13 protein-coding genes are annotated in these 20,947 nt (G+C 71.8%); 6 read left to right on the forward strand and 7 right to left on the reverse strand.

The genetic code is table 11. The features are described from left to right. Window positions 1-20: 20 nt before the first annotated feature. The 4 genes from ACFYPH_RS06195 to ACFYPH_RS06210 form a co-directional block, all read right to left on the reverse strand. Complete coding sequence (locus tag ACFYPH_RS06195) at window positions 21-1,409, reverse strand: GH1 family beta-glucosidase (protein ID WP_387179521.1); 1,389 nt, start codon at window positions 1,407-1,409, stop codon at window positions 21-23. A 29-nt stretch (window positions 1,410-1,438) separates the two neighbouring features. Next, the gene (locus ACFYPH_RS06200; protein WP_007460899.1) at window positions 1,439-2,278 is read right to left on the reverse strand and encodes a carbohydrate ABC transporter permease; all 840 of its coding nucleotides are present in this window, start codon (window positions 2,276-2,278) and stop codon (window positions 1,439-1,441) included. Then, window positions 2,271-3,263 (reverse strand): sugar ABC transporter permease, encoded by a 993-nt coding sequence (locus tag ACFYPH_RS06205; RefSeq protein WP_355065168.1) that lies wholly within the window; start codon window positions 3,261-3,263, stop codon window positions 2,271-2,273. Before ACFYPH_RS06205 ends, ACFYPH_RS06200 begins: the two co-directional genes overlap by 8 nt. 70 nt (window positions 3,264-3,333) lie before the next feature. Continuing rightward, window positions 3,334-4,632 carry an extracellular solute-binding protein gene (locus ACFYPH_RS06210; RefSeq protein WP_387179525.1) on the reverse strand — a complete coding sequence of 433 codons (1,299 nt, stop codon included), beginning with the start codon at window positions 4,630-4,632 and terminating at the stop codon, window positions 3,334-3,336. Window positions 4,633-4,869: 237 nt separating this feature from the next. Between ACFYPH_RS06210 and ACFYPH_RS06215 the strand changes: the two genes are divergently transcribed. Together ACFYPH_RS06215 and ACFYPH_RS06220 are read left to right on the forward strand one after the other, a co-directional pair. Further along, window positions 4,870-6,072, forward strand: coding sequence for an ROK family transcriptional regulator (locus ACFYPH_RS06215; protein ID WP_355065170.1), 1,203 nt, complete (start codon window positions 4,870-4,872; stop codon window positions 6,070-6,072). Window positions 6,073-6,423: 351 nt separating this feature from the next. After that, entirely contained in the window at window positions 6,424-9,063 is a 2,640-nt protein-coding gene (locus ACFYPH_RS06220) for a discoidin domain-containing protein (RefSeq protein WP_387179528.1), read from the forward strand. Window positions 9,064-9,175: 112 nt separating this feature from the next. Here the strand turns inward: ACFYPH_RS06220 and ACFYPH_RS06225 are convergent, their stop codons facing one another. Further along, complete coding sequence (locus ACFYPH_RS06225) at window positions 9,176-10,498, reverse strand: flavin monoamine oxidase family protein (RefSeq protein WP_387179531.1); 1,323 nt, start codon at window positions 10,496-10,498, stop codon at window positions 9,176-9,178. A 134-nt stretch (window positions 10,499-10,632) separates the two neighbouring features. Here ACFYPH_RS06225 and ACFYPH_RS06230 point away from each other — a divergent pair, with 134 nt between their 5' ends. From ACFYPH_RS06230 to ACFYPH_RS06245, 4 genes are all read left to right on the forward strand, one after another. Then, window positions 10,633-11,874 carry a TIR-like protein FxsC gene (locus ACFYPH_RS06230; protein WP_387179534.1) on the forward strand — a complete coding sequence of 414 codons (1,242 nt, stop codon included), beginning with the start codon at window positions 10,633-10,635 and terminating at the stop codon, window positions 11,872-11,874. Window positions 11,875-11,886: 12 nt separating this feature from the next. After that, a complete protein-coding gene (fxsT, locus tag ACFYPH_RS06235) occupies window positions 11,887-15,798 on the forward strand; it encodes an FxSxx-COOH system tetratricopeptide repeat protein (RefSeq protein WP_387179537.1) in 3,912 nt (1,303 codons plus the stop codon). A 102-nt stretch (window positions 15,799-15,900) separates the two neighbouring features. Then, window positions 15,901-16,701, forward strand: a complete 801-nt coding sequence (locus ACFYPH_RS06240; RefSeq protein ID WP_355065176.1) for a hypothetical protein — start codon at window positions 15,901-15,903, stop codon at window positions 16,699-16,701. A 931-nt stretch (window positions 16,702-17,632) separates the two neighbouring features. Further along, window positions 17,633-17,983: a hypothetical protein gene (locus ACFYPH_RS06245; RefSeq protein ID WP_387179541.1), complete on the forward strand. Its 351-nt coding sequence runs from the start codon at window positions 17,633-17,635 to the stop codon at window positions 17,981-17,983. Window positions 17,984-18,021: 38 nt separating this feature from the next. Here the strand turns inward: ACFYPH_RS06245 and ACFYPH_RS06250 are convergent, their stop codons facing one another. Both ACFYPH_RS06250 and ACFYPH_RS06255 read right to left on the reverse strand, forming a co-directional pair. Then, complete coding sequence (locus ACFYPH_RS06250) at window positions 18,022-19,719, reverse strand: aKG-HExxH-type peptide beta-hydroxylase (RefSeq protein ID WP_387179544.1); 1,698 nt, start codon at window positions 19,717-19,719, stop codon at window positions 18,022-18,024. Next, window positions 19,716-20,945, reverse strand: a complete 1,230-nt coding sequence (locus ACFYPH_RS06255; RefSeq protein WP_387179547.1) for an FxsB family cyclophane-forming radical SAM/SPASM peptide maturase — start codon at window positions 20,943-20,945, stop codon at window positions 19,716-19,718. The genes ACFYPH_RS06250 and ACFYPH_RS06255 overlap by 4 nt, the downstream gene beginning before the upstream one ends. Between the last annotated feature and the right edge of the window lie 2 nt (window positions 20,946-20,947).

The raw sequence follows: 20,947 nt of genomic DNA on the forward strand, positions 1-20,947 counted from the left end.
GGTGCCCGGGGCTTGCGGGCTCAGGCCACCGGCGCGGCGGCGTCGTCGGCGTTGGCGGTGGCGCGGGCGAGGTGTCGGTGGGCGCGGATCAGCTCCGCGTAGCGCAGGCCGCTCGCCTTCACCGTCCGCCGCTGGGTGGCGTAGTCGACGTGCACCAGCCCGAAGCGCTTGTCGTAGCCGTACGCCCACTCGAAGTTGTCCAGCAGCGACCACACGAAGTAGCCGTCCAGCGGTACCCCCCGGGCCACCGCCGACGCGCACGCCGCCAGGTGCTGCTCCAGGTGGTCGGTGCGCTCCTTGTCCTCGACCGTGCCGTCGGCGGTGACCTCGTCGAGCCACGCCGAGCCGCTCTCGGTGACGATGATCCGCCCCGGCCGGTACTCCTCGTGCACGTCGACCAGCAGTCGCTCCAGGCCCGCCGGGTACATCTCCCAGCCCATGGCGGTCTCCACCGAACCGGGCACCGGCACCTGCTTCGCGTACGGCGCCGGGCCGTTCGGGTCGTCGACGACCAGTTGACGGAAGTAGTAGTTCACCCCGAGGAAGTCGGTCGGCGTGGCGATCACCGCCAGGTCGTCACCGCGCACCGGCGGCTCGACCCCGTACGTGTCGATCATGTCGGCGGGGTAGCCGCGCCCGTGGATCGGGTCCAGCCACCAGCGGTTGACGTGCCCGTCGGCCCGCCGGGCCGCCGCGACGTCCTCGGGTCGGTCGGTCGCCGGCTCGATCGGGCTGAGGTTGAGCACCAGACCGACCGACGCCGGTCGGGCGGCGTTGGCCCGGATCGCCTGGGTGGCCAGGCCGTGCCCGAGCAGCGCGTGGTGCGAGGCGTGCACGGCGCGGGTCAGGTCCCGCTCGCCGGGGGCCATCTTCCCCTCCAGGTGCCCGATCCAGCACACGCAGAGCGGCTCGTTGACCGTGTTCCAGTCGGCCACCCGGTCGCCGAGGCGGGCGGCGACCACCGCCGCGTAGTCGGCGAACGCCTCGGCCGTGGCGCGCTCCGGCCAACCGCCGCGATCCTGGAGAACCTGCGGCAGGTCCCAGTGGTAGAGCGTGACGAACGGCCGGACCCCGTCGGCGAGCAGCGTGTCGACGAGCCGGTCGTAGAAGTCCAGCCCGGCGGGGTTGACCCGCCCGACGCCGTCGGGCATCACCCGGGGCCAGGCCACCGAGAAACGGTACGCGTCCACGCCGAGCCGGCGCAGCAACGCAAGATCCTCCGGCCACCGGTGGTAGTGGTCGCAGGCCACCGCGCCGGTGTCGCCGTTGTCGACGTTGCCGGGGATCGCCGAGAAGGTGTCCCAGATGGACGGCGCCCGGCCGTCGACGTCGACGGCCCCCTCGATCTGGTACGCCGCCGTGGCGACGCCCCAGAGGAAGTCGGGTGGCAGCTTGGACAGGTCGGGCACGGGACGGTTCTCCTCTGGGATGGGGTGACTCACTTGACGGCACCGGCGGTGAGGCCGGCGACGAAATAGCGCTGCAAGGCCAGGAACCCGGCGACGACCGGGATGCTGACCACCAGCGAGGCGGCCATGATCTGGTTCCAGTAGACGTTGAACTGGGTGGAGTAGCCCTGCAGGCCGACGGCCAGGGTGCGGCTGCCCTCGTCGGTCATCACGGAGGCGAACAGCACCTCACCCCAGGCGGTCATGAACGCGTACACGGTCACCGCGACCACGCCGGGCACGGCGGCCGGCAGGATGACCCGGAACAGGATGCGCAGCGGCCCGGCCCCGTCGACCTGCGCCGCCTCGTCCAGCCCGCGCGGGATCGAGTCGAAGTAGCCGACCAGCATCCAGATCGAGAACGGCAGCGAGAAGGTCAGGTACGTGATGATCAGGCCGGTGCGGCTGGCGTACAGCTCGATTCCGGTGGCGTTGCCCAGGTTGACGTAGATGAGGAACAGCGGCAGCAGGAACAGGATGCCGGGGAACATCTGGGTGGACAGCACCGTCACCGAGAAGACGCCCCGGCCGCGGAAGCGGTATCTGCTGACCGCGAACGCCGCGAAGATGGCCACGGCCACCGAGCAGACCGCCGCGACGCTCGACACCACCAGGCTGTTGACCAGGTAGCGGGCCAGCGGCACGGTGCTCCACATGTCGACGAACGGTTGCAGGGTGGGCCGGCTGGGCCACCAGGTGAACCCGTTCTGCACGTCCCGCAACGGTTTTGCCGCCGAGGTGACCATCACGTACAGCGGAATGACGACGAAGAGGGTGAGCAGGGTCAGCACGATGCGCCGGCCCCAGCGCTCACCGGCGGTCTCACGCATGGTCGTCCCTCCGGCGGTTGGTGATCAGCAGGTACGCGGCCGAGACGACCAGCAGGAACAGCAGCAGCGCCACCGACATCGCCGAGCCCGACCCGAAGTCCCAGGTCTTGAAGGAGCTGCGGTAGATGTGGATGGAGATCAGGTCGGCCTGCTCGGGCGCGGAGCCGCCAAAGAGCACGTACGGGGTGTTGAAGTCGTTGAACGTCCACAGGAACAGCACCAGCAGCAGCACCAGGTTCACCGGCCGCAGCATGGGCAGGGTGACCGAGCGCAGCCGGCGCCAGAATCCCGCGCCGTCGATCGCGGCGGCCTCGTACAGCTCGCCCGGCACGTTCTGCAGGCCGGCCATCAGGCAGAGGAACGCGAACGGCCAGTTGCGCCAGACCGACACCACCAGCAGTGACCAGAAGCTGTTGTCGCCGATCAGCCAGAACGGCCGCTCGTTCAGCAGCCCGAGCTGGTCGACGAGCACGTGGTTGACCAGGCCGGTGTCGCGCTGCAGCAGGAAGCTCCAGGTGATCACGGCGGTGTAGACCGGCAGGGCGTACGGGGTGAGGAACAGCGCCCGCAGGATGGCCCGCCCGCGAAACGGCTTCTGCAGCACGACGGCCGCCGCGATGCCGAGCAGCCAGGCGAACCCGACCGAGAGCAGGCTGTAGATCAGCGTCACCCAGAACGAGTGCAGCAGCTCCTTGCCGGCGGCGGAGTTCAGGTCGAGCGTGGCCCGGTAGTTCTCCAGCCCGACGAAGGGCGCGGTGGACCAGTCCCGGATGTGGAACTGGGTCAGCTCCAGCAGGCTCATCCAGACCCCGACGACCATCGGGATCACGTGGATGGCGAGTTCCAGCACGATGGCCGGGGCGAGCAGCAGGTACGGCAGGAGCGAGCGGCGGGGGCCGCGCGGCCGGCGGGCGGCCCCCCGGGCGGGTGACCCGGCCCGGGGTACGCGCCGGTCGGCGTTCGGCGCGGTGGTGCTGGTTGCCATCGGGGTCCTCTCGGAGGCGGTGGCCGTGGCCGGGCTCGTCGCCCGACCACGGCCACCGGCGCTGCGTGGGTCAGCGCATCTTCTGCTGCGCGTCGGTCAGCTTCGCCTTCACCGACTGCTCGGTGACCGGCTTGCCGCTCGCCGCGTCGGCGAACAACTCCTTCATCGCGGTGCCGACCAGGGTCTCGAAGGTGCTCTCGTCGGGCACCTGCGGCAGCGGGGCGGCGGTGGTGACAAGCGTCTCCTGGATGTTCTTCTGCTCCGGGGCGGTGAACGCCGGGTCGGCGCCCGCGGTCTTCACCGCCGGCAGCGAGCCGTACGTCTTGTTGAGGAGCGTCTGCTCCTCGTCGCTGGTCATGAACTTGACGAAGCTCAGTGCGCCGTCCTTGTTCTTGGTGTGCTTGAAGACCGCCATGTTGATGCCGGCGACCATGCTGTTGACCTTCTTGCCGCCGGCCGGCGGGCTGGCCAGGAACGGCACCGGGGCCACCCCGTACGCGTCGGCGGGCATGTTCTGCGTCTTGAGGTTCGAGCCGGCGGACTGCCAGAGCAGCATGGCGGCCTTGCCGTTGGCGAAGTCGGAGACCGACTGGTTCTGCGCGTACTCCGCGTTGCTCGGGTTGGTGATCTTGTCGGCGGCCATGAAGTCGATGTAGCGCTTGATGGCCGAGACGTTCTGCGGGGTGTCGAAGGTCGGCTTGCCGGCCGAGTCGAACCACTCACCGCCGTACTGCTGGCTGAAGGTGAAGGCGTGGTGCGCGTTCTCCGACGGGTTGGCGCCCTCGATCGCCAGGCCCCACTTGCCGCCGGTGCTGAGCTTCTTGCCGGACTCGGCGAGCTGCTCCCAGGTGGTCGGCGGCGCGGTGATGCCGGCGTCGGCGAACGACTTCTTGTTGTAGTACAGGCTGTACGCCATGCTGTAGAGCGGCACGGCGGCCGGCGGCTTGCCGGGGGCGCCGGCGGCGGCGAGCGCGGCGGGCACGATCCGATCCTTGCCGCCCACGGCCTGCAGGGCGGCGTCGTCGAACTCGACGAGCGCGCCGGTGGCCTGCAACGACGCCGACCAGGTGTTGCCGATGTTCACCACGTCCGGGCCCTTGCCCGAGGCGGCGGCGGCGAGCAGCCGGTTGAGCAGGTCCGACCAGGGGACGACCTCGACGTTGACCTTGATGCCGGACTGCTTCTCGAACTTGTCCAGCTCCGGCTGGAGGATGGTCTTGTCGGCCTCCAGGCTGGCGCCCTGGTTGCTGGCCCAGTAGGTGAGGGTCTTGGGCGATGCGGCGGAGTCGTCGCCGGAGCCGCCACAGGCGGTCAGCGATGCGGCGGCCAGTACGGCGGCGGTGAATATCCCGAGGTGTCGTCTCGACACGGTCAGCCCTTCCGGTGCGTGGTGGGGGTCCGCCGGCCGCCGTCGTCGATAGGGGTGCGGCGACGGTTGCCGGCTGCGGACGGGGTTTCTCCGGATGCGCCGTCGGGGGTCCGTCGGCGTTTCCCGGGAGTTACATCACGGCTTAATGAATGTCGTCATTAAAGTTGCTGGCAGGTGGGTCGTCAAGCACGGTGCGGTTACAGTCGCCACCAACGGCCGACGGGAACGAGGTGACGAGTGGAGCTGGCGCGTGCCACCAACCGGAGCGTCCGGCTGCGCAACCGGTCCGCCCTGCTGACGAAGCTCTTCCTCGATGCTCCGCTCACCCGGCAGGACCTGGTGCGCAGCACGGGACTGAGCCAGCCGGCGGTGAGCAACGTGGTGGCCGACCTGATCGACGAGGGCATCGTCGCCGAGGCCGGCGCCGCCGAGTCCGACGGCGGCCGCCCCAGCATGCTGCTGCGGGTCGCCCCCCGGTACGCCTTCGTGATCGGCGTGGACGTCGGCGAGACCCGGGTCCGGGTCGAGCTCTTCGACTTCGCGATGACCCTGCTCGCCAGCATCGAGTACCCGCTCGACCCGGCGCGCACCGAGCCCGACGTGGTGGCCGGGCACGTGCTGGCCGGCATCGAGGTGGTCACCGGGAAGGCCCGGGTGGCCACCGCCGACGTGCTCGGCGTCGGTATCGGCGTCTCCGGCGTGGTCGAGCAGGGCGTCCAGGCCGTCGTGCACGCCCAGGCCCTCGGCTGGGACCGGGTGCCGCTGGAGCGCCTCATCGCCGCCGGCACCGACCTGCCGCTGCACATCGACAACGGCGCGAAGACCCTCGGCCAGGCCGAGATGTGGTTCGGCGCCGGGCGCGGCGCCCGGCACGCCGTCTTCGCGCTTGTCGGCTCCGGCGTGGGCGCGGCCGTGGTGACCAACGGCGCCACCTACCGGGGCGCGTCCAGCAGCGCGGGGGAGTGGGGGCACACCACCCTGGTGTACGGCGGCCGGGCCTGCCGGTGCGGCGCGCGCGGCTGCCTGGAGGCGTACGTGGGGGCGGAGGCGATCATCGACCGCTACCGCGAGGCGCGTCGGGGTCGCGCCGTGCCGGGCGAGGACGAGGAGTCGCAGCTCGCCGCGCTGGTCACCGCCGCCGAGTCGTCGGCCACCGCCCGCCGGGTGCTGGACGACACCGCCGGCTATCTCGGCGCGGGGGTGGCCAACCTGATCAACCTGTTCAACCCGGAGCGGGTCGTCCTCGGTGGGTGGGCGGCGATGGCGCTGGGCGACCTGCTGCCGGCCGTCCGCGAGGCCGCCGGTCGGCAGGCGCTGCGCCAGCCGTACGAGCAGGCGTCGATCGAGCTGTGCCGCCTCGGCGTGGACGCGGTGGCCCTGGGAGCGGCCACCCTCCCGATCGCCCGCTTCCTCACCGACGGCGGCGTCCGCCGCACCTGACCCGCCTGACCCGCCTGACCCCGCCTCCTCCTCCACCCGGTGATCAAGAGGTTCGCGTCATCCTGGGCGCGATTTCTGACGCAAACCTCTTGATCACCGGGAGTGGTCGGGGGTGGGGGGACGGGGGTGGGGGACGGGGGTGGGGGTTGGGAATTACACAAAACCGATCCTCGGGATAAATAACGAAGTTATAGATCGATGTCTTGACTCCGTCGCAACCTCGCCGCAACACTCCTACGAGAGCGCTCTCCTCTCCCCGCGGCGTCGCATCGGCGGCACCACCCACGGCACCACGGGCGAAAACCGCTCCCCACCCCCGGCGTCCGTAACGCCCTATCGACAGGCGATGTCATGACATCTCGTGCTACATCCGTACGCCCGCGTCCCCGGCGGCGGACCGTCCGGCACCTCCTCGCCGGAGTCGCCGTGGCCCTGGTGGCGGCCCTGACCCCGGCCGTGGCCACCGCCCCGGCGCAGGCCGCCCCCACCCTGCTGTCGCAGGGACGCCCGGCGACCGCCTCGTCCACTGAGAACGCCGGCACCCCCGCCTCGGCCGCTGTCGACGGCAACACCGGCACCCGCTGGGCCAGCGCCTTCAGCGACCCCCAGTGGCTCCAGGTCGACCTGGGCGCGCGGGCCACCATCAGCCAGGTCAACCTGCTCTGGGAGGGCGCCTACGGCCGCGCCTTCCAGATCCAGACCTCTGACGACGCGGCCACCTGGTCCACGATCTACTCGACCACCACCGGCGCGGGCGGCACCCAGAACCTCACCGTCACCGGCGCCGGCCGATACGTGCGCATGTACGGCACCGCCCGGGGCACCGGCTACGGCTACTCGCTCTGGGAGTTCCAGGTCTATGGCGAGACCGACGGCGGCACCTCCACCTGCGGCAGCACCAACGTCGCCCAGGGCAGCCCGGCGGCCGCCTCGTCCACCGAGAACGCCGGCACCCCGGCGTCCGCCGCCGTCGACGGCAACACCGGCACCCGCTGGGCCAGCGCCGCCAGCGACCCGCAGTGGCTGCGCGTCGACCTCGGCAGCACCCGCACGATCTGCCGGGTGACCCTCACCTGGGAGGCCGCGTACGCCCGGGCCTTCCAGCTCCAGACCTCCGCGGACGGGTCCACCTGGACCACCATCTACTCGACCACGACGGCCACCGGCGGCACGCAGAGCCTCACAGTCACCGGCAGCGGTCGCTACCTGCGCGTGTACGGCACCGCCCGGGGCACCGCCTACGGCTACTCGCTGTGGGAGCTGGCGGTGAACACGACCGGCGGCGGCACCACCGAGCCCCCGGTCGGCAGCACCGACCCGTACAACCCCAACCTCGGGCCGAACACGTACGTCTTCGACCCGAGCACGCCGACGTCGACCATCCAGAGTCGACTGAACACCCTCTTCACCCAGCAGGAGACCAACCAGTTCGGCCCGCAGCGCTACGCCGTGCTGTTCAAGCCGGGCACCTACACCGCCGACGTCAACCTCGGCTTCTTCACCCAGGTCGCCGGGCTCGGCATGAGCCCCGACGACGTCAACCTCAACGGCCACGTCCGCACCGAGGCGTTCTGGATGGGCGGCAACGCCACCCAGAACTTCTGGCGGGCCGCGGAGAACCTCTCGGTCACTCTGCCCGCCGGGCAGACCGTGGAGCGCTGGGCGGTGTCGCAGGCCGCGCCGTACCGGCGGATGCACCTGCGCGGCGCGCAGAACCAGATCCAGCTCTGGAACGGCGGCGACGGCTGGTCCAGCGGCGGCCTGCTGGCCGACACCCGTATCGACGGCCTGGTCGTCTCCGGCTCGCAGCAGCAGTGGTACTCCCGCAACAGCGAGTTCGGCAACGGTTGGACCGGCTCGGTGTGGAACATGGTCTTCCAGGGCGTCGTCGGCGCCCCGGCGCCGAGCTTCCCCAACCCGTCGCACACGGTCATCGCGCAGACCCCGCAGGTGCGGGAAAAGCCGTTCCTGTACGTCGACGGCACCGGTGAGTACCGGGTCTTCGTGCCCGCCCTGCGCACCAACTCGACCGGCACCAGCTGGTACAACAAGACCCCGGCCGGCTCGTCGATCTCGCTGTCGCAGTTCTTCGTCGTCCAGCCCGGCACCAGCGCGGCCACCATCAACGCGGCCCTCGCCCAGGGCCGGCACCTGCTCTTCACCCCGGGCGTGCACCACGTGACCGAGCCGATCCAGGTCAACCGGGCCGACACGGTCGTCCTCGGCCTCGGCCTGGCCACCATCCAGGCCGACAACGGCAGCGTGGGGATGCGGGTGGCCGATGTGGACGGCGTCAAGGTCGCCGGCCTGATGTTCGAGGCCGGCACGACCAACTCGCCGGTGCTGATGGAGGTCGGGCCGTCCGGCTCGGCGGCGAGCCACGCCACGAACCCGACCTCGCTGCACGACGTGTTCTTCCGCATCGGCGGGCCGCACGTCGGCAAAGCCACCAACACGCTGACCGTCAACAGCGACAACGTGATCGGTGACCACATGTGGCTGTGGCGGGCCGACCACGCCGCCAGCGGCGTACCGACCGGGTGGACGCTGAACACCGCCGACACCGGACTGACCGTCAACGGCGACAACGTCACCATGTACGGCCTCTTCGTCGAGCACTACCAGAAGTACCAGACCGTCTGGAACGGCAACGGCGGCCGGACGTACTTCTACCAGAACGAGCTGCCGTACGACGTGCCCAACCAGGCCGCCTGGATGAACGGGTCGATCCGGGGGTACGCCGCGTACAAGGTCGCCGATTCGGTGACCAGCCACGGGGCGTGGGGGCTGGGTAGCTACAGCTACTTCAACGTCAACCCCGCGGTGGTCGAGGAGCACTCCTTCGAGGTGCCCGTCAACTCGAACGTGCGCTTCACCAACATGGTCACCGTCTCGCTCGGTGGCGTCGGCACCATCAATCGGGTGATCAACAACGCCGGCGGGACCGCGAACGCGGCAAACCAGACGGTGTACCTGACGAACTACCCCTGACCGGGGCGCCCGCGCCGATCCGGTTGTCTCATCAGACCGGGCCGGCGCGGGCCGTACCCAGGGCCGAGGCCGGCCCGGTCCCGCCGAAGACCGGGCCGGCCATGGTCACACCTCAGTACGCCAGCACCTCGCCCGCCGCGCGCTCGCCCGCGCGTACCGCCCCCTCCAGATAGCCGGCCCAGCGGGTCGCCGTCTCGGTGCCCGCCCAGTGCACCCGCCCGACCGGCGCTCGCAACCGCGGCCCGTACGTGCGCCACGCCCCCGGAGTCAGCACACCGCCGAAACAGCCCCGCGTCCACTCGTCGGCCGACCAGTCGTACTCGACAAGCGCCACCGGATCCGCCGCGCGCGGCCCGACCACGGCCGCGAACGCGTCCAGCACGCACTCCCGCCGCCGCGCCGGGGACATCTCCCGCAGCGCGGCGGCGTCGCCGGCGTAGCTGAACCCGGTCAGCACGCCGCGCGGCGAGGTCGGGGTGGAGTTGTCCACCGTCTCGGTGAGCGGTCCGGCGCTGCTGGTGGACACGCCGGAGCGCCCGTCGGCACGCCAGAACGGCTCGGCGTAGACGGCGTGCACCTTCCACGCCGACCCCATCGGCATCCGCTGCGTCAGGCCGTCGCGCAGCGCCGGCAGCGGGGGGTCGTACCGGATCCGGCCGGCCAGCGCCGGTGCCAGCGCGACCACCACGGCGTCGCCGTCGACGGGCCCGGCGTCGGTGCACACCGTCACCCCGTCCGCGTCCTGCCGGATCGTGTGCACCGCGGCGCCCAGCCGCAGCGTCTCCGGCGACAACCCGGCCGCCATCCGCTCGGCCAGCGCCGCGGGACCGCCCACGATCCGGTCCTGCTGCGCGCCGCCGGCCATGCCCAGCAGTGGCGCGGTGCCGCCCGCGCTGCGCAGGTAGAACAGCAGGTGCAGCAGGGACAGCTCGTCCGCGGCGGTAGCCAGCAGCCCGCCGGCGAGCAGCCGCCCCAGGTAGTCGGCCGTGTCGGCGTCCCCGGCCGTGGCGCGCAGCCAGCCGCCGAGCGTCGTCGCGTCCCACCGTGCGGCCTCCGGCGCCCGCCACGGCTCGGCCGGGTCCAGGACGGCGGCGTACCCGTCGAGCAGCCCGAGTACCCGGGCGACCTGCGCCGGCGGGTCGGGTCGCCGCTCGCCGGCCCACAGCAGGGTGGACGCGCCGAGCGCCGCCGAGGCGAAGGTGACCAGCCCGTGCTCGGCGACCAGCGCGTACATCCGGTCCTGGGTCGGGCCGATCCACTGGGCGCCCAGGTCGAGCTGCGTCCCGTCGGGCAGCCATCGGGTCAGCACCCGCCCGCCGACGCGGTCGCGGGCCTCCAGCACCCGCACGCGCGCGCCGGCCCGGTGCAGCGCCGCCGCGGCGGCGAGACCGGAGAAGCCGGCGCCGACCACGACCACCCGGATGCCCTCGGACACGGCGACGGTCTACCCCAAAGCGTCGGGCATATGACTCTTCGCCGGCCCGCAGCGATGATCGCGGTCCGGGTGGGGTGGCATCGACGGTCCTATACTGTGCCTACCGGTCGTGGAACCCGTGAGCGGAGGCGGGCGTGCCACTCTTTTTCCTGAGTTACGCCCAGGAGGACAACCGCAACAGCCAGATACAGGAGTTCTTCGTCGATCTCAGCGAGGCGGTGGCCGGGCTGGCCGCCCTCCACTGGGACGAGGCGGGGTTCATCGACGGGCACATCCCGCTCGGCAGCACCTGGCCGGACACCCTGTCCGACGCGTTGTCCACCAGCGCCTGCCTGGTCGCGCTCACCTCGCCGCGGTACGTCGTCAGCGACTACTGCGGTCGGGAGTTCCAGGTCTTCGCCGACCGGATCGACGAGCACGAGCGGCAGTTCCACGTTCGTCCGCCCGCGATCGTGCCGGTGCAGTGGCTCCCGTGCGACCGGCTGCCCACGGCGGTCGCCGGCTTCCAGTACCGCAACTTCCACACCGGCACCGCCTACGCCCAGGACGGCCTGCTCACCCTCAAGCAGCGCAAACGGCACGAGGACGATTACAAGGACTTCGTCGACGCGCTCGCCCGGCACATCGTGCAGACCGCCCGCGACCACACCCTGCACCGGCCGGCGCAGCGCCCCGTGCTGTCCAAGGTGACCAGTGCCTTCGACCGGCCGGCGAGGCCGCAGGCGCACCACGGCCCGAGCATGTTGACGGCGGTGCAGCGGGCCACCAGTGCCCGGCACGTGCACATCGTGCTGGTCGCCGGCAGCTCCGCCGAGCTGGCTGGCAGCCGGCCCGGCGCCGAGGACCGCTACGGCGCGGTCTCGCGGGACTGGCGGCCGTACCGGCCCGAGCTGGAGGTGCCGATCGGCAGCTGGGCCGGGGCCATCGCCACCACCAAGAGCTACGGCTGGACAGTGGAGGACGCCGCGGAGCTGGCCGTGGTCCGGGAGTGGGCGCGGGCGCACAACCAGATCGTCGTGCTGGTGGTCGACGTCTGGTCCGCCGACCTGCCGCGCTACCAGGTCAGCCTGATCGGCTACGACCGGGACGTGAACTCGCCGCGGGCGCCGGTGCTGGTGCCGTGGACGGCCGCCGACGACGCGGCTGCCGGCGGCAACCGCAAGATGTGGGACACCCTGGCCCGGGTGCTCCCGCATCACGTGCTGCACAACACCCGCGACGTGTGGCGCACCGAGATCGCGACCTCCGCACGCTTCCAGGAGGAACTGGAGGACGTGCTGGTGGTCGAGCAGGGTCGGATCTACCGCACGGGCACGGTCTACCAGGAGCCGCCCACCGACGGCTCCGGTCTTCGCCCGATCCTCGAAGGTCCCTAGGGGAGGCACGCCATGGCGGTGAACGAGACGGCACGCGGCCAGATCGTGACCTTCTACTCGTACAAGGGCGGCACCGGCCGCACGATGGCGCTGGCCAACGTGGCCTGGATCCTGGCCAGCCAGGGGTTGCAGGTGCTGGTCGTCGACTGGGACCTGGAGTCTCCGGGCCTGCACCGCTACTTTCATCCGTTCCTGCGCGACAAGGAGCTGCGCGCCACCCCCGGCGTCATCGAGATGATCTGGGATTACTCGATCGCCACGATGCAGCGCAACCGTGACGAGGACTCCCAGGAGATCCTCACCGGTCATGCCAAGATCCAACGACGCGCGGTCTCGCTGAACTGGGACTTCAGCCACGGCGGCGTGATCGACCTCGTGGCCGCCGGGCAGCAGGACTCGGCGTACTCCCGGCTGGTGAGCACCTTCGACTGGGCCAACTTCTACGAGCGGCAGGGCGGCGCGTCGTTCATCGACGCGGTCCGGGCGCAGATGCGCGCCGAGTACGACGTGGTGCTGATCGACAGCCGCACCGGCCTCAGCGACGTCGCCGGCATCTGCACCGTCCAACTGCCCGACCTGGTCGTCAACTGCTTCACCATGTCCACCCAGAGCATTCGCGGCGCGGCGGCGGTGGCCCGCTCCATCCGCAGCCAGCGCCCGGACGACCCGCCGCTGCTGCTGCCGGTGCCGATGCGCGTGGAGGACGCCGAGCTGCGCAAGCTGGAGACCGGTCGGGACCTGGTCCGCGCCGAGTTCGCCCCGTTCCTCGACCACCTCTCCGACGCGGCGGCCGCCCGCTACTGGAACACCATCGAGGTGCCGTACCGCACGTTCTACGCCTACGAGGAGATCCTCGCCGCGTTCGGCGACCGGCCCGAGCAGGTCGGCACCCTGCTGGCCGCGTACGAGCAGCTCGCCTCGGTGATCACCGACGGGCGGATCACGCAGCTGCACCCGATCGGCGAGACGGACCGTCGCCGCTCGCTGGCCGAGTTCGAACGGAGCCGGCTCACCGCCGAGCAGGCCGTGCTGCTCAGCTACGCCTCCGCCGACCGGCTCTGGGCCGAGTGGATCACCGACCAGTTGGAGGACGCCGGGCTGCGGGTGGACCGCCGCGCCCTGGACGTGCCGCTGCTCGCCGGCGGGCGGGCCGAGTTCGACCGGGCCGTCAGCGGCGCCAGCCGGGTGCTGGCCGTGCTCACCCGGCACTACGCGAGCACCTCCCTCGCGGGTGAGGTGTGGAAGACCGCCACCGGCCGCGACCAGCTCGGCGGCGGGGGAGTGCTGGTGCCGCTGCGGGTCGACGAATCGCGGCTGACCGCCCCGTACAGCGAGCACAGCCCGGTCGACCTCACCGACAGCGACCCGTCCACCGCGCGGACCCGGCTGCTGGAGGCGGCGGGAACGCCGACGATCACGGCCGGCGGTCGCGCGGTCGGCCGGTTCCCCGGCCCGTTCCCGGCGATCTCCAACGTCCGCCAGCACGGGACGCCGTTCGTCGGCCGCGCCACCCAGCTGGAGGCGCTGCGCGACCGGCTCACCACCTCGCCGGACTCGGCCACCCAGGTCGTGCACGGCCTCGGCGGCGTCGGCAAGACCCAGCTCGCCGCCGAGTACGCGCTGCGCTTCGGCCGCGACTACGACCTGGTCTGGTGGATCCCGGCGGACAGCGAGGACCGCATCCGCGGTGGTCTGGCCGACCTCGGCCAGGCGATGGGGCTGGGCACGGGCGGCGGCGCCGAGGCGGCCCGCCGGGTGCTCGACACGCTGCGCCGCGCCGGGCCCGACCGGCGCTGGCTGATCGTCCTGGACAACGCCGACAAGCCCACCCGCGCCACCCGGTCGCTGCTGCCGCAGGGGCCCGGCCACGTCCTGCTCACGACCCGCGACCAGAGCTGGAGCGAGTACGCCACCGCGACCGAGCTGACCGTCTTCGACCGCGCCGAGAGCGTCCAACTGCTGCGCGACCGGGTCCGCGGGCTCACCGAGGCCGAGGCCGCCCAGGTGGCCGAGAAGCTCGGTGACCTGCCGCTCGCCGTCGAGCAGGGCGCGGCGTACCTGCGGGCCAGCGCCATGCAGGTCGAGAAGTACCTCAGCTCGCTGGACACCCCCGGCCTGCTGCGCATCCTCGACGGCCGGCAGTCCGCCGGCTACTCCAAGGCGCTCGCCGCGACCTGGCTGTTCACCCTCGGCCAGTTGCGCGAGGAGAAGCCGGCGGCGGCCCGGCTGCTGGAGCTGTGCTCGTTCTACGCGCCGGAGCCGATCCCGGTCGCGATGCTCACCGGCGACCGCTTCGCCAGCTTCATGGCCCCGATCGACCCGACGCTGACCGACCCGATCCTGCAGGGCCTGGTCACCGCCGAACTGGGCCGCTACGGCCTGGCCCAGGTCGACGCGGAGAACAACTCGGTGCGGATCCACCGGCTGGTCCAGCTCGTCATCCAGGACCAGCTGGCCGACCCCGAGGAGGCCCGCCGGGAGGCCCAACTGCTGCTCGCCGCCGCCAGCCCACGCGACCCCGACAGGCCGGTCAACTGGCCGCGGTACGCCGAGCTGTGGCCGCACGTACGCCCCAGCGGCCTGCACCTGTCCACGATGGACGAGGCCCGGCAACTGGTCGTGGACATCGTGCGCTACCTCTACCGCCGGGGCGACTACGACACCAGCCGCGCACTGGCCGAGGAGTCGCTGGCCGCGTGGCGCGACACCGACGAGGACGACCCCACCAAGCTGCGGATGCGCTTCCACCTGGCGAACGTCCTGCGCGCGCAGAGCCACTTCGACGGGGCGTACGAGATCGACCGGGACGTCTACGACCGGCAACGGCGGATCTTCGGCGAGGAGCACCTCTACACCCTGATGACGGCCCGCAGCCTCGGTGCGGACCTGCGCGCCCAGGGTCTCTACCACGAGGCCGAGGCGCAGGACCGGCGCACCCTGGAGCTGAGCGTGCGCAGCTTCGGCGACGACAGCGGCCGTACGCTGACCGCGGAGAACAACCTCGCCGTGTCGCTGCGCCTGGTCGGTGACTTCCGCGGCGCCGCCGCGCTCGACCAGAACATCCACGAGCGGCGGCGGGACCGCTTCGGTGAGGAGGATCCGTCCACCCTCGCCTCGGCCAGCAACTACGGGCGTGGCCTGCGCGACACCGGCGAGCTGTGGCGGTCGCACAGCGTCCTGCAACGCACCTACACCATCCAGCAGAAGGTGATCGGCGCGGACCATCCGGAGACCCTGCGGACGGCGAAGGAGCTGGCGCTCACCCTGCGTCAGCTCGGGCGCTTCGCCGACGCGCACCGGCTGATCGAGCGGACCGTGGTCCGCTACCAGCGCACCCTCGGCGGTGAGCACGCCGACACGCTCTCCGCCGAGATGGCCCTGGCCACCACCTGGTCGGCGGTGGGCGACAACCAGACCGCCCTGCGGGTGGCACGCCGCCTGCGCGACGGCTACAACGAGGTGCTCGGCGAGTCGCACGCCATCACCCTGGCCTGCCTGAACAACCTCGGCGTGCTGCTGCGCAAGCAGGGCGACCACACCCAGGCCCGCGAGCTGTCCCAGCGGGTCCGCGACCAGTTGCTGACCAACCTCGGCGAGCGGCACCCACACACCCTGCTGGCCACCCTCAACCTGGCCAACGACCTGTTCGCCCTCGGCGATCGCGACAACGCGTTGCTGCTGGACACCACCGCGTACGTGGAGCTGACCCGGGCGTTGGGCGCCGAGCACCCGGACACGCTCTCCGCCTCGGTCAACCTGGCGTTGAGCCGGCAGGCCACCGAGAGCGAGGCGGACGCCGGCCGGGCGCTCTACGACGAGGCGTTCGGCCAGTTGGTGCAGCTCTTCGGCGGTGACAACCCGCGGGTGATGCAGGCCCGCCAACGGGAACGCTCCAACGCCTACATCGAACCGGCGCTGCTCTAGTGGGACGGGATGGTGCATATGTCGAGGCGGCGTAGGCCACGGAGCCGGGTCCCCGCCGAAGGGCCGCCGCAACCATCGAACGGGTCGTCGAGGTCGCGCAGGATGGCATCGCGGTTGGCGGCGATCGTCGGCGCGAGCGGCCTGCTGGCCGCCCTCACCGGCGTGGTGGTCGCCCGCAGCTTCGATCCGGTGGTCGATGGGGCCGCGGACGTAATCGGCAGTGACCCGTTGCAGGTGTACGCGGTTCCGGACCGCGACCTGGGCGCGGAGCTGGATGCTGCCTGGGTGTCGGACCGTCCACTGCCGTCGAGCATCACGACGGGCGGTCAGAGCCCGGAGCGGCTCACCGCTGTCCTGCTCGCCGCGGGCGTGGTCCGGGCGGGTCAGGCCACGACCGCGGTCACGATCGAGAACAAGCGCTCTGATACGGCTGTCCTGACCGCGATCACCGCCTCCGTGCACCGGCGTGCCGTGCCGCTGAGCGATTCCTTGGTCGTCATTTCGCGGGCGGGGGGTGGCCCCGGTGCGGGTCCGGTCGCGCTCGGATTCGATCTTGACGGGCCCAGTCTGTCCGCGCAGGCGTTCGGCAAGCACGACGTCTTGACCGGTCCGTATCTTGACACAACCGGCCTCACGCTGACCGGCGGCGAGAAGCTGAGGTTCAATTTCGTCGGACGTACGAAATCCAGCTATGTCGAGTGGTCAATCAAGATCGACTATGTGGTCAGTGGTCGGGCCCGGACGCTGACGGTGCTTCCGGGCGGCTCTCCCATGCGGGTGACCGCACTGACCAGCCGCTATTCCCACTCGTACCGATGGAATGACGAGGGCGTGCAACGGGTGCCGGTCGAGCAGGTGTGCGGCTCGGACTGCCGGCGTGAGCAGTGGCGGAAACCGGAATGAGGAGCGGGTTCGGGATAAGGCCTGGCGTGCGCATCGTCCTCCTGACTGTCGTCCTCTTGGTGCCGTCCCTCCTGACGGCGCTTCTCGTGGTGCGGAACGAGGGCCGACACCAACCATCCGGAACGCCCGACGTCCAGCCCGTCGACACGGCGTCAACACCACCGGCCACAGTGCGCGCGGACGTGGTGCCCTTCCAGATCGGCGCGCTCGCCACGCCGCTGAAGACCGGCGAGAAGCCGCCTCCCGCCCGTACCTGTGCGGAGGCGATGAATTGGATGCGGGCGATAGGTGGCGCGGCCATCGGTGAGGCACGGGCAGAGATCTCGATCCGAGTCCCGAGACGGGTGCAGGTCAACGTCCGCGACATCCGGGTGCGAACCGTGGACTCGGAAACCGTCGACCCTCGAGCCGCCGTCGTCTGCACCAACTCCGACTACACAGTGGATCCTCGTCCAGGGAACTGGCGCTTCGCGGAGACGTTCGGCATCCTGGGCGCGCCCGCATCAACCAAGACCGAGGTCGTGGAGCTTGCGAGGCCCGAAGGGTCCGTCGATCGGCCGGCAGTCAGAATGTCGTACCTGGGCGTGACCAGCGAGGACCTGGACGTGCCGGCCGGCGGGGACCTGCGGGTGCCGTTCTACGTGACGGGGCACGGCGGGCCCGCCCACCGGATCGGGTTCCAGATCGAGGTCGACGTGACGATCAACGGCGTCCAGGAAACCTACATCCTCGACGATGGTGGCCGCCCCTTCTCCCTCTACGACAGCACGTTGCGCTACCTCGACGCCAACTACGACTGGCTGGCGGACAAGAGGGAGTGGGTGGTTAATGGAGGCGAGCGGACCATTTCGGTCGCTCCGGCCACTGTGCCGACGACCAGGTGGTGCAAGGCGCTCTCCCTCGCCGAGGTCCGACGGGTGCTGCGACATGGGTGGAGGCGCAGTCGTTCGACTCGGATTTCCGGCCCAGCTGCGCGTGGTTCGACGGCGCCGCACGACTCAATCTCGCCCTGGACCTCGAGCCAGACGAAGCGTCCGCGAGGGCCGAGTTCGCCGCCATGCGCAACGGGACGCTCGGCCTCGGGGGCGGCATCAAGCCGCACGTCGTCGACATCGGAGACGAGGCGGTGGCGGTGGCCGGTTCCGGCATCTACGAGGTGTTCGTCCGAAGTGGTGCGGAGATGATGAGCCTTACCCTCGGCGATCCCGAATTCCGGAATGACCCAGCGGTGCTGAGCGCGCTCGTCGAACTCGCCCGAACCGCCGCCGAACGCCTCTGGTGACGACGGCTCGGCCGCTTCCTCGTGGACGCGTATTATGATCACCGACGTTGCGTCAGGGCGGCTGCCACCGTGAGCACATCGGTATCAGGGACCGCCTGATGGGTTGCGCGGACCAGGTCCGGCCGCGCCATCAAGGTGTGCGCCGCGTCGGAGTGGCCGCCTCGACGGGCAGCGAGCATCAAGCCGACCCACGCGTCGCTGTCTTCGGGATCATCGATCAGCCGCCGCTGGTACGCCATCAACGCGCCCGCTACGTCACCTGCGACGTAAGCCCGGTCCGCCGGATCGTCAGTGAAAAACCCGCTGCCGGGGGCGACGAGGCGGCGGCGCACCGCCGCCTCGGGGCCACTGCGCACGGCTAGCGCGGGTCGAGCCGCGGTGGCCGTCACGATAGGTCCGGGGCCGCCGCCCGACCATGGCTCGCCTCGCCGCACGGCGCGTAATGCCAGCTCGACCTCCATGGGGTCGGGAACCAGGTTGGCCAGCCCCCAGCGCACCGCGCTGGCATCCGCCACGTCCCGCACCGCCGCCTCGACCGCGCCGTCGACCGGGTCGCGCCAGCCGCGCAGGGTGCTCGCCATGTCGGCCACGAACGCCCGGCCGGCCGCGGTCAGCTCGGCCGCGTCGGCGAGCTGCCGGACGGCGCGGATGGTCTGCTCCCGCCAGTACGCGTACTCGAACGCGGCGGCGGTCCCCTCGTGCCGCCGGCAGCGCCACACCTCGGCCACCCCCAGGTGCGCGTACGCGCCCTGCAGCAGCGCGCCGACCGGGCGCGGGTCCAGTCGCCAGGGCGCCCGGTAGCGGGCCGGCCCACCCGGGCGGTGAAGCGGAACCAGATCGAGCAGCGCGCCGAGTTTGGTGTGCTGCAACTCGTGCACGAGCAACAGCGCCAGGGTCCGCGCGTCGGCGGGCACGGAGAGCGCTATGGCGCCGAGCGCGTCCCTGCTGGTGGCGCTCACCGGGTTGCCCGAGGGCGGCGGTCGCAGCGGCACGAGTGTGCGCAGCAGCCCGGCCAGCGCGTCGGCGTGCGCCGGAAGGTGGGCACGCAGCCACTGCCCGGCCTCGGCGGTGAGCCGGTCCAGTCGGTCGGCCGACACGTCGTCCAGTCGGGGTGCCGAAGGCCGGTGGTAGCAGTCGCGCCACGGGTCCTGGTCGTCGACCAGCACCTCGACCGCGTCGAACGGCCTGGTCCTGCGTACCGGCAGCCAGCCGATCCCGCCGACGCCCGCGTCGAGCAGCCGGCCACCGCCCGCCTCGATCCGTACCTCCTCGTCCGCGCCGCTGCCGATCCGCAGCGTGCCGGCCTCGCCGGACAGCCGCACCGGGCTGTCGAAGGGCAGGCCCGTCGCCGCGCCGACGGTGGGCAGCGGCAGCACACCGTCGGCCGGGCGGGGCAGCGTCAGCGTGAACGTCAGGCCGGCGCGGGTCGCCGCCGCCGCCGCGAGCGCGGCCAGGTAGGCGGGGCCGGCGGCGCCGTCGAGCGCGGCGCGGGCCCATCCGGTCACCGGCGGATGGGTCAGCACCGCGGCCACCGTTGCCGGGTCGGCGTGCTCGGCGCGGGTGAGCAGCTCCAGACTCTGCCGGACCAGTGGCTCGCCACGGCAGGCGCGGGCCGCGGCGACGGTCAGCAGCCGACGGCGACCGAGCTGCCCGCCCCGCAACACCGCGACCGTTGCGGCGTCGCCGTGGCCCCCGGCCAGCCCGGCGAGCTGCGCCACCGACAGCGGGCCCGTCATGGGCGTGCCACCGGCGTCGGCACGCTCGCCCCGGCGACGCGACGGCGCAGCGCGTCCAGGTCGGCGGTCACCACCGTCCGCACGTGCTGGATCAGCCGCAGCAGGTCGGCACAGTAGACGGACGGGTTGACGAAGCCGGCGCCGTCGCGGAAGCGGTGCGCGTACAGGCCGCCACCGCAGACGTCGACGACCGGGCAGGCCCGGCAGGCCGGCGCGAGCGCCGCGGTCCCGGTGGGACGCCCGGCCAGCGACGGGTGACGCAGCGCCTCGTCGAAGCTGTGCCGGAAGACGTCGAAGCCGGTCCGCATCGCCGACGCGGTGGTCGTCTTGAGCGTGTCGGTGCCCTCGATGGTGCCGTCGGTCTCGATCGTCATGACGTCCGGCTCGGCGGCGCCCAGCGCCTGGGTGCCGCTGCGTCCGCCCAGCAGCAGCGTGATCAGTGACTCGAACAGCCGGATGCCGGTACGCCGGGGCGTCTCGGCGTACCAGCGGTCGAAGACGGCGATCAGCCAGTCCGCGTACGGGGTGGCGGGGTCGTCGGGGTGGCGCCCGGGTGGGGGAGCGCTCCAGTTGCCGTGCGGCAGCAGCAGATCCAGCCGGGGCGGGTCGAACTCCCGCAGGCCCTCGTAGACGGCGATCGGGTCGTTGGCCAGGTCGACCGTGCAGAGCAGACCGGCGTAGCGGGCCCGGTGTTCGGGCCGGGCCAGCAGGCGCAGCGCGGCGGCCACCTCGGCGAAGCTGCCCCGGCCGTCGGCGTGGCGGCGGTGGCGGTCGTTGGCGGTGCGGTCGCCGTCCACGCTCACCCCGACGTCGATGCCGTGCGTGTGGCACAGGTCGAGCGCCGCCTCGTCGAGCAGGAGCCCGTTGGTCTGCATCGCCACGTCGAGTGCGACGCCGGAGGGCATCGCGGCGCGCAGCGTGCGTACCGTCCGGTCGAGCACGGCGGGGCCGGCGAGCAGCGGCTCCCCGCCGTGCAGCACTACCCGGACCCGGTCGGTGCCGTGCCGGGCCACGTGGGCGGCGAGCCGGTCGGCGACCCGGCTCACGGTGCCGGGGGCCATGACCCGTGGCCGGGCCCGCCAGCCCTGGTCGGCGTGCCGGTAGACGTAGCAGTAGTCGCAGGCCAGGTTGCACCGTGAGTGGACCTTCAGCACCACCTGGCGGATGCGGGGCGCGGCCACGGCAGGCCGGTGTCGGGTGGCCGACGGCGGGGCGTCGGCCGGCACGG

The organism is Micromonospora sp. NPDC005252, assembly GCF_042872475.1.
Taxonomy (GTDB): Bacteria; Actinomycetota; Actinomycetes; order Mycobacteriales; family Micromonosporaceae; genus Micromonospora.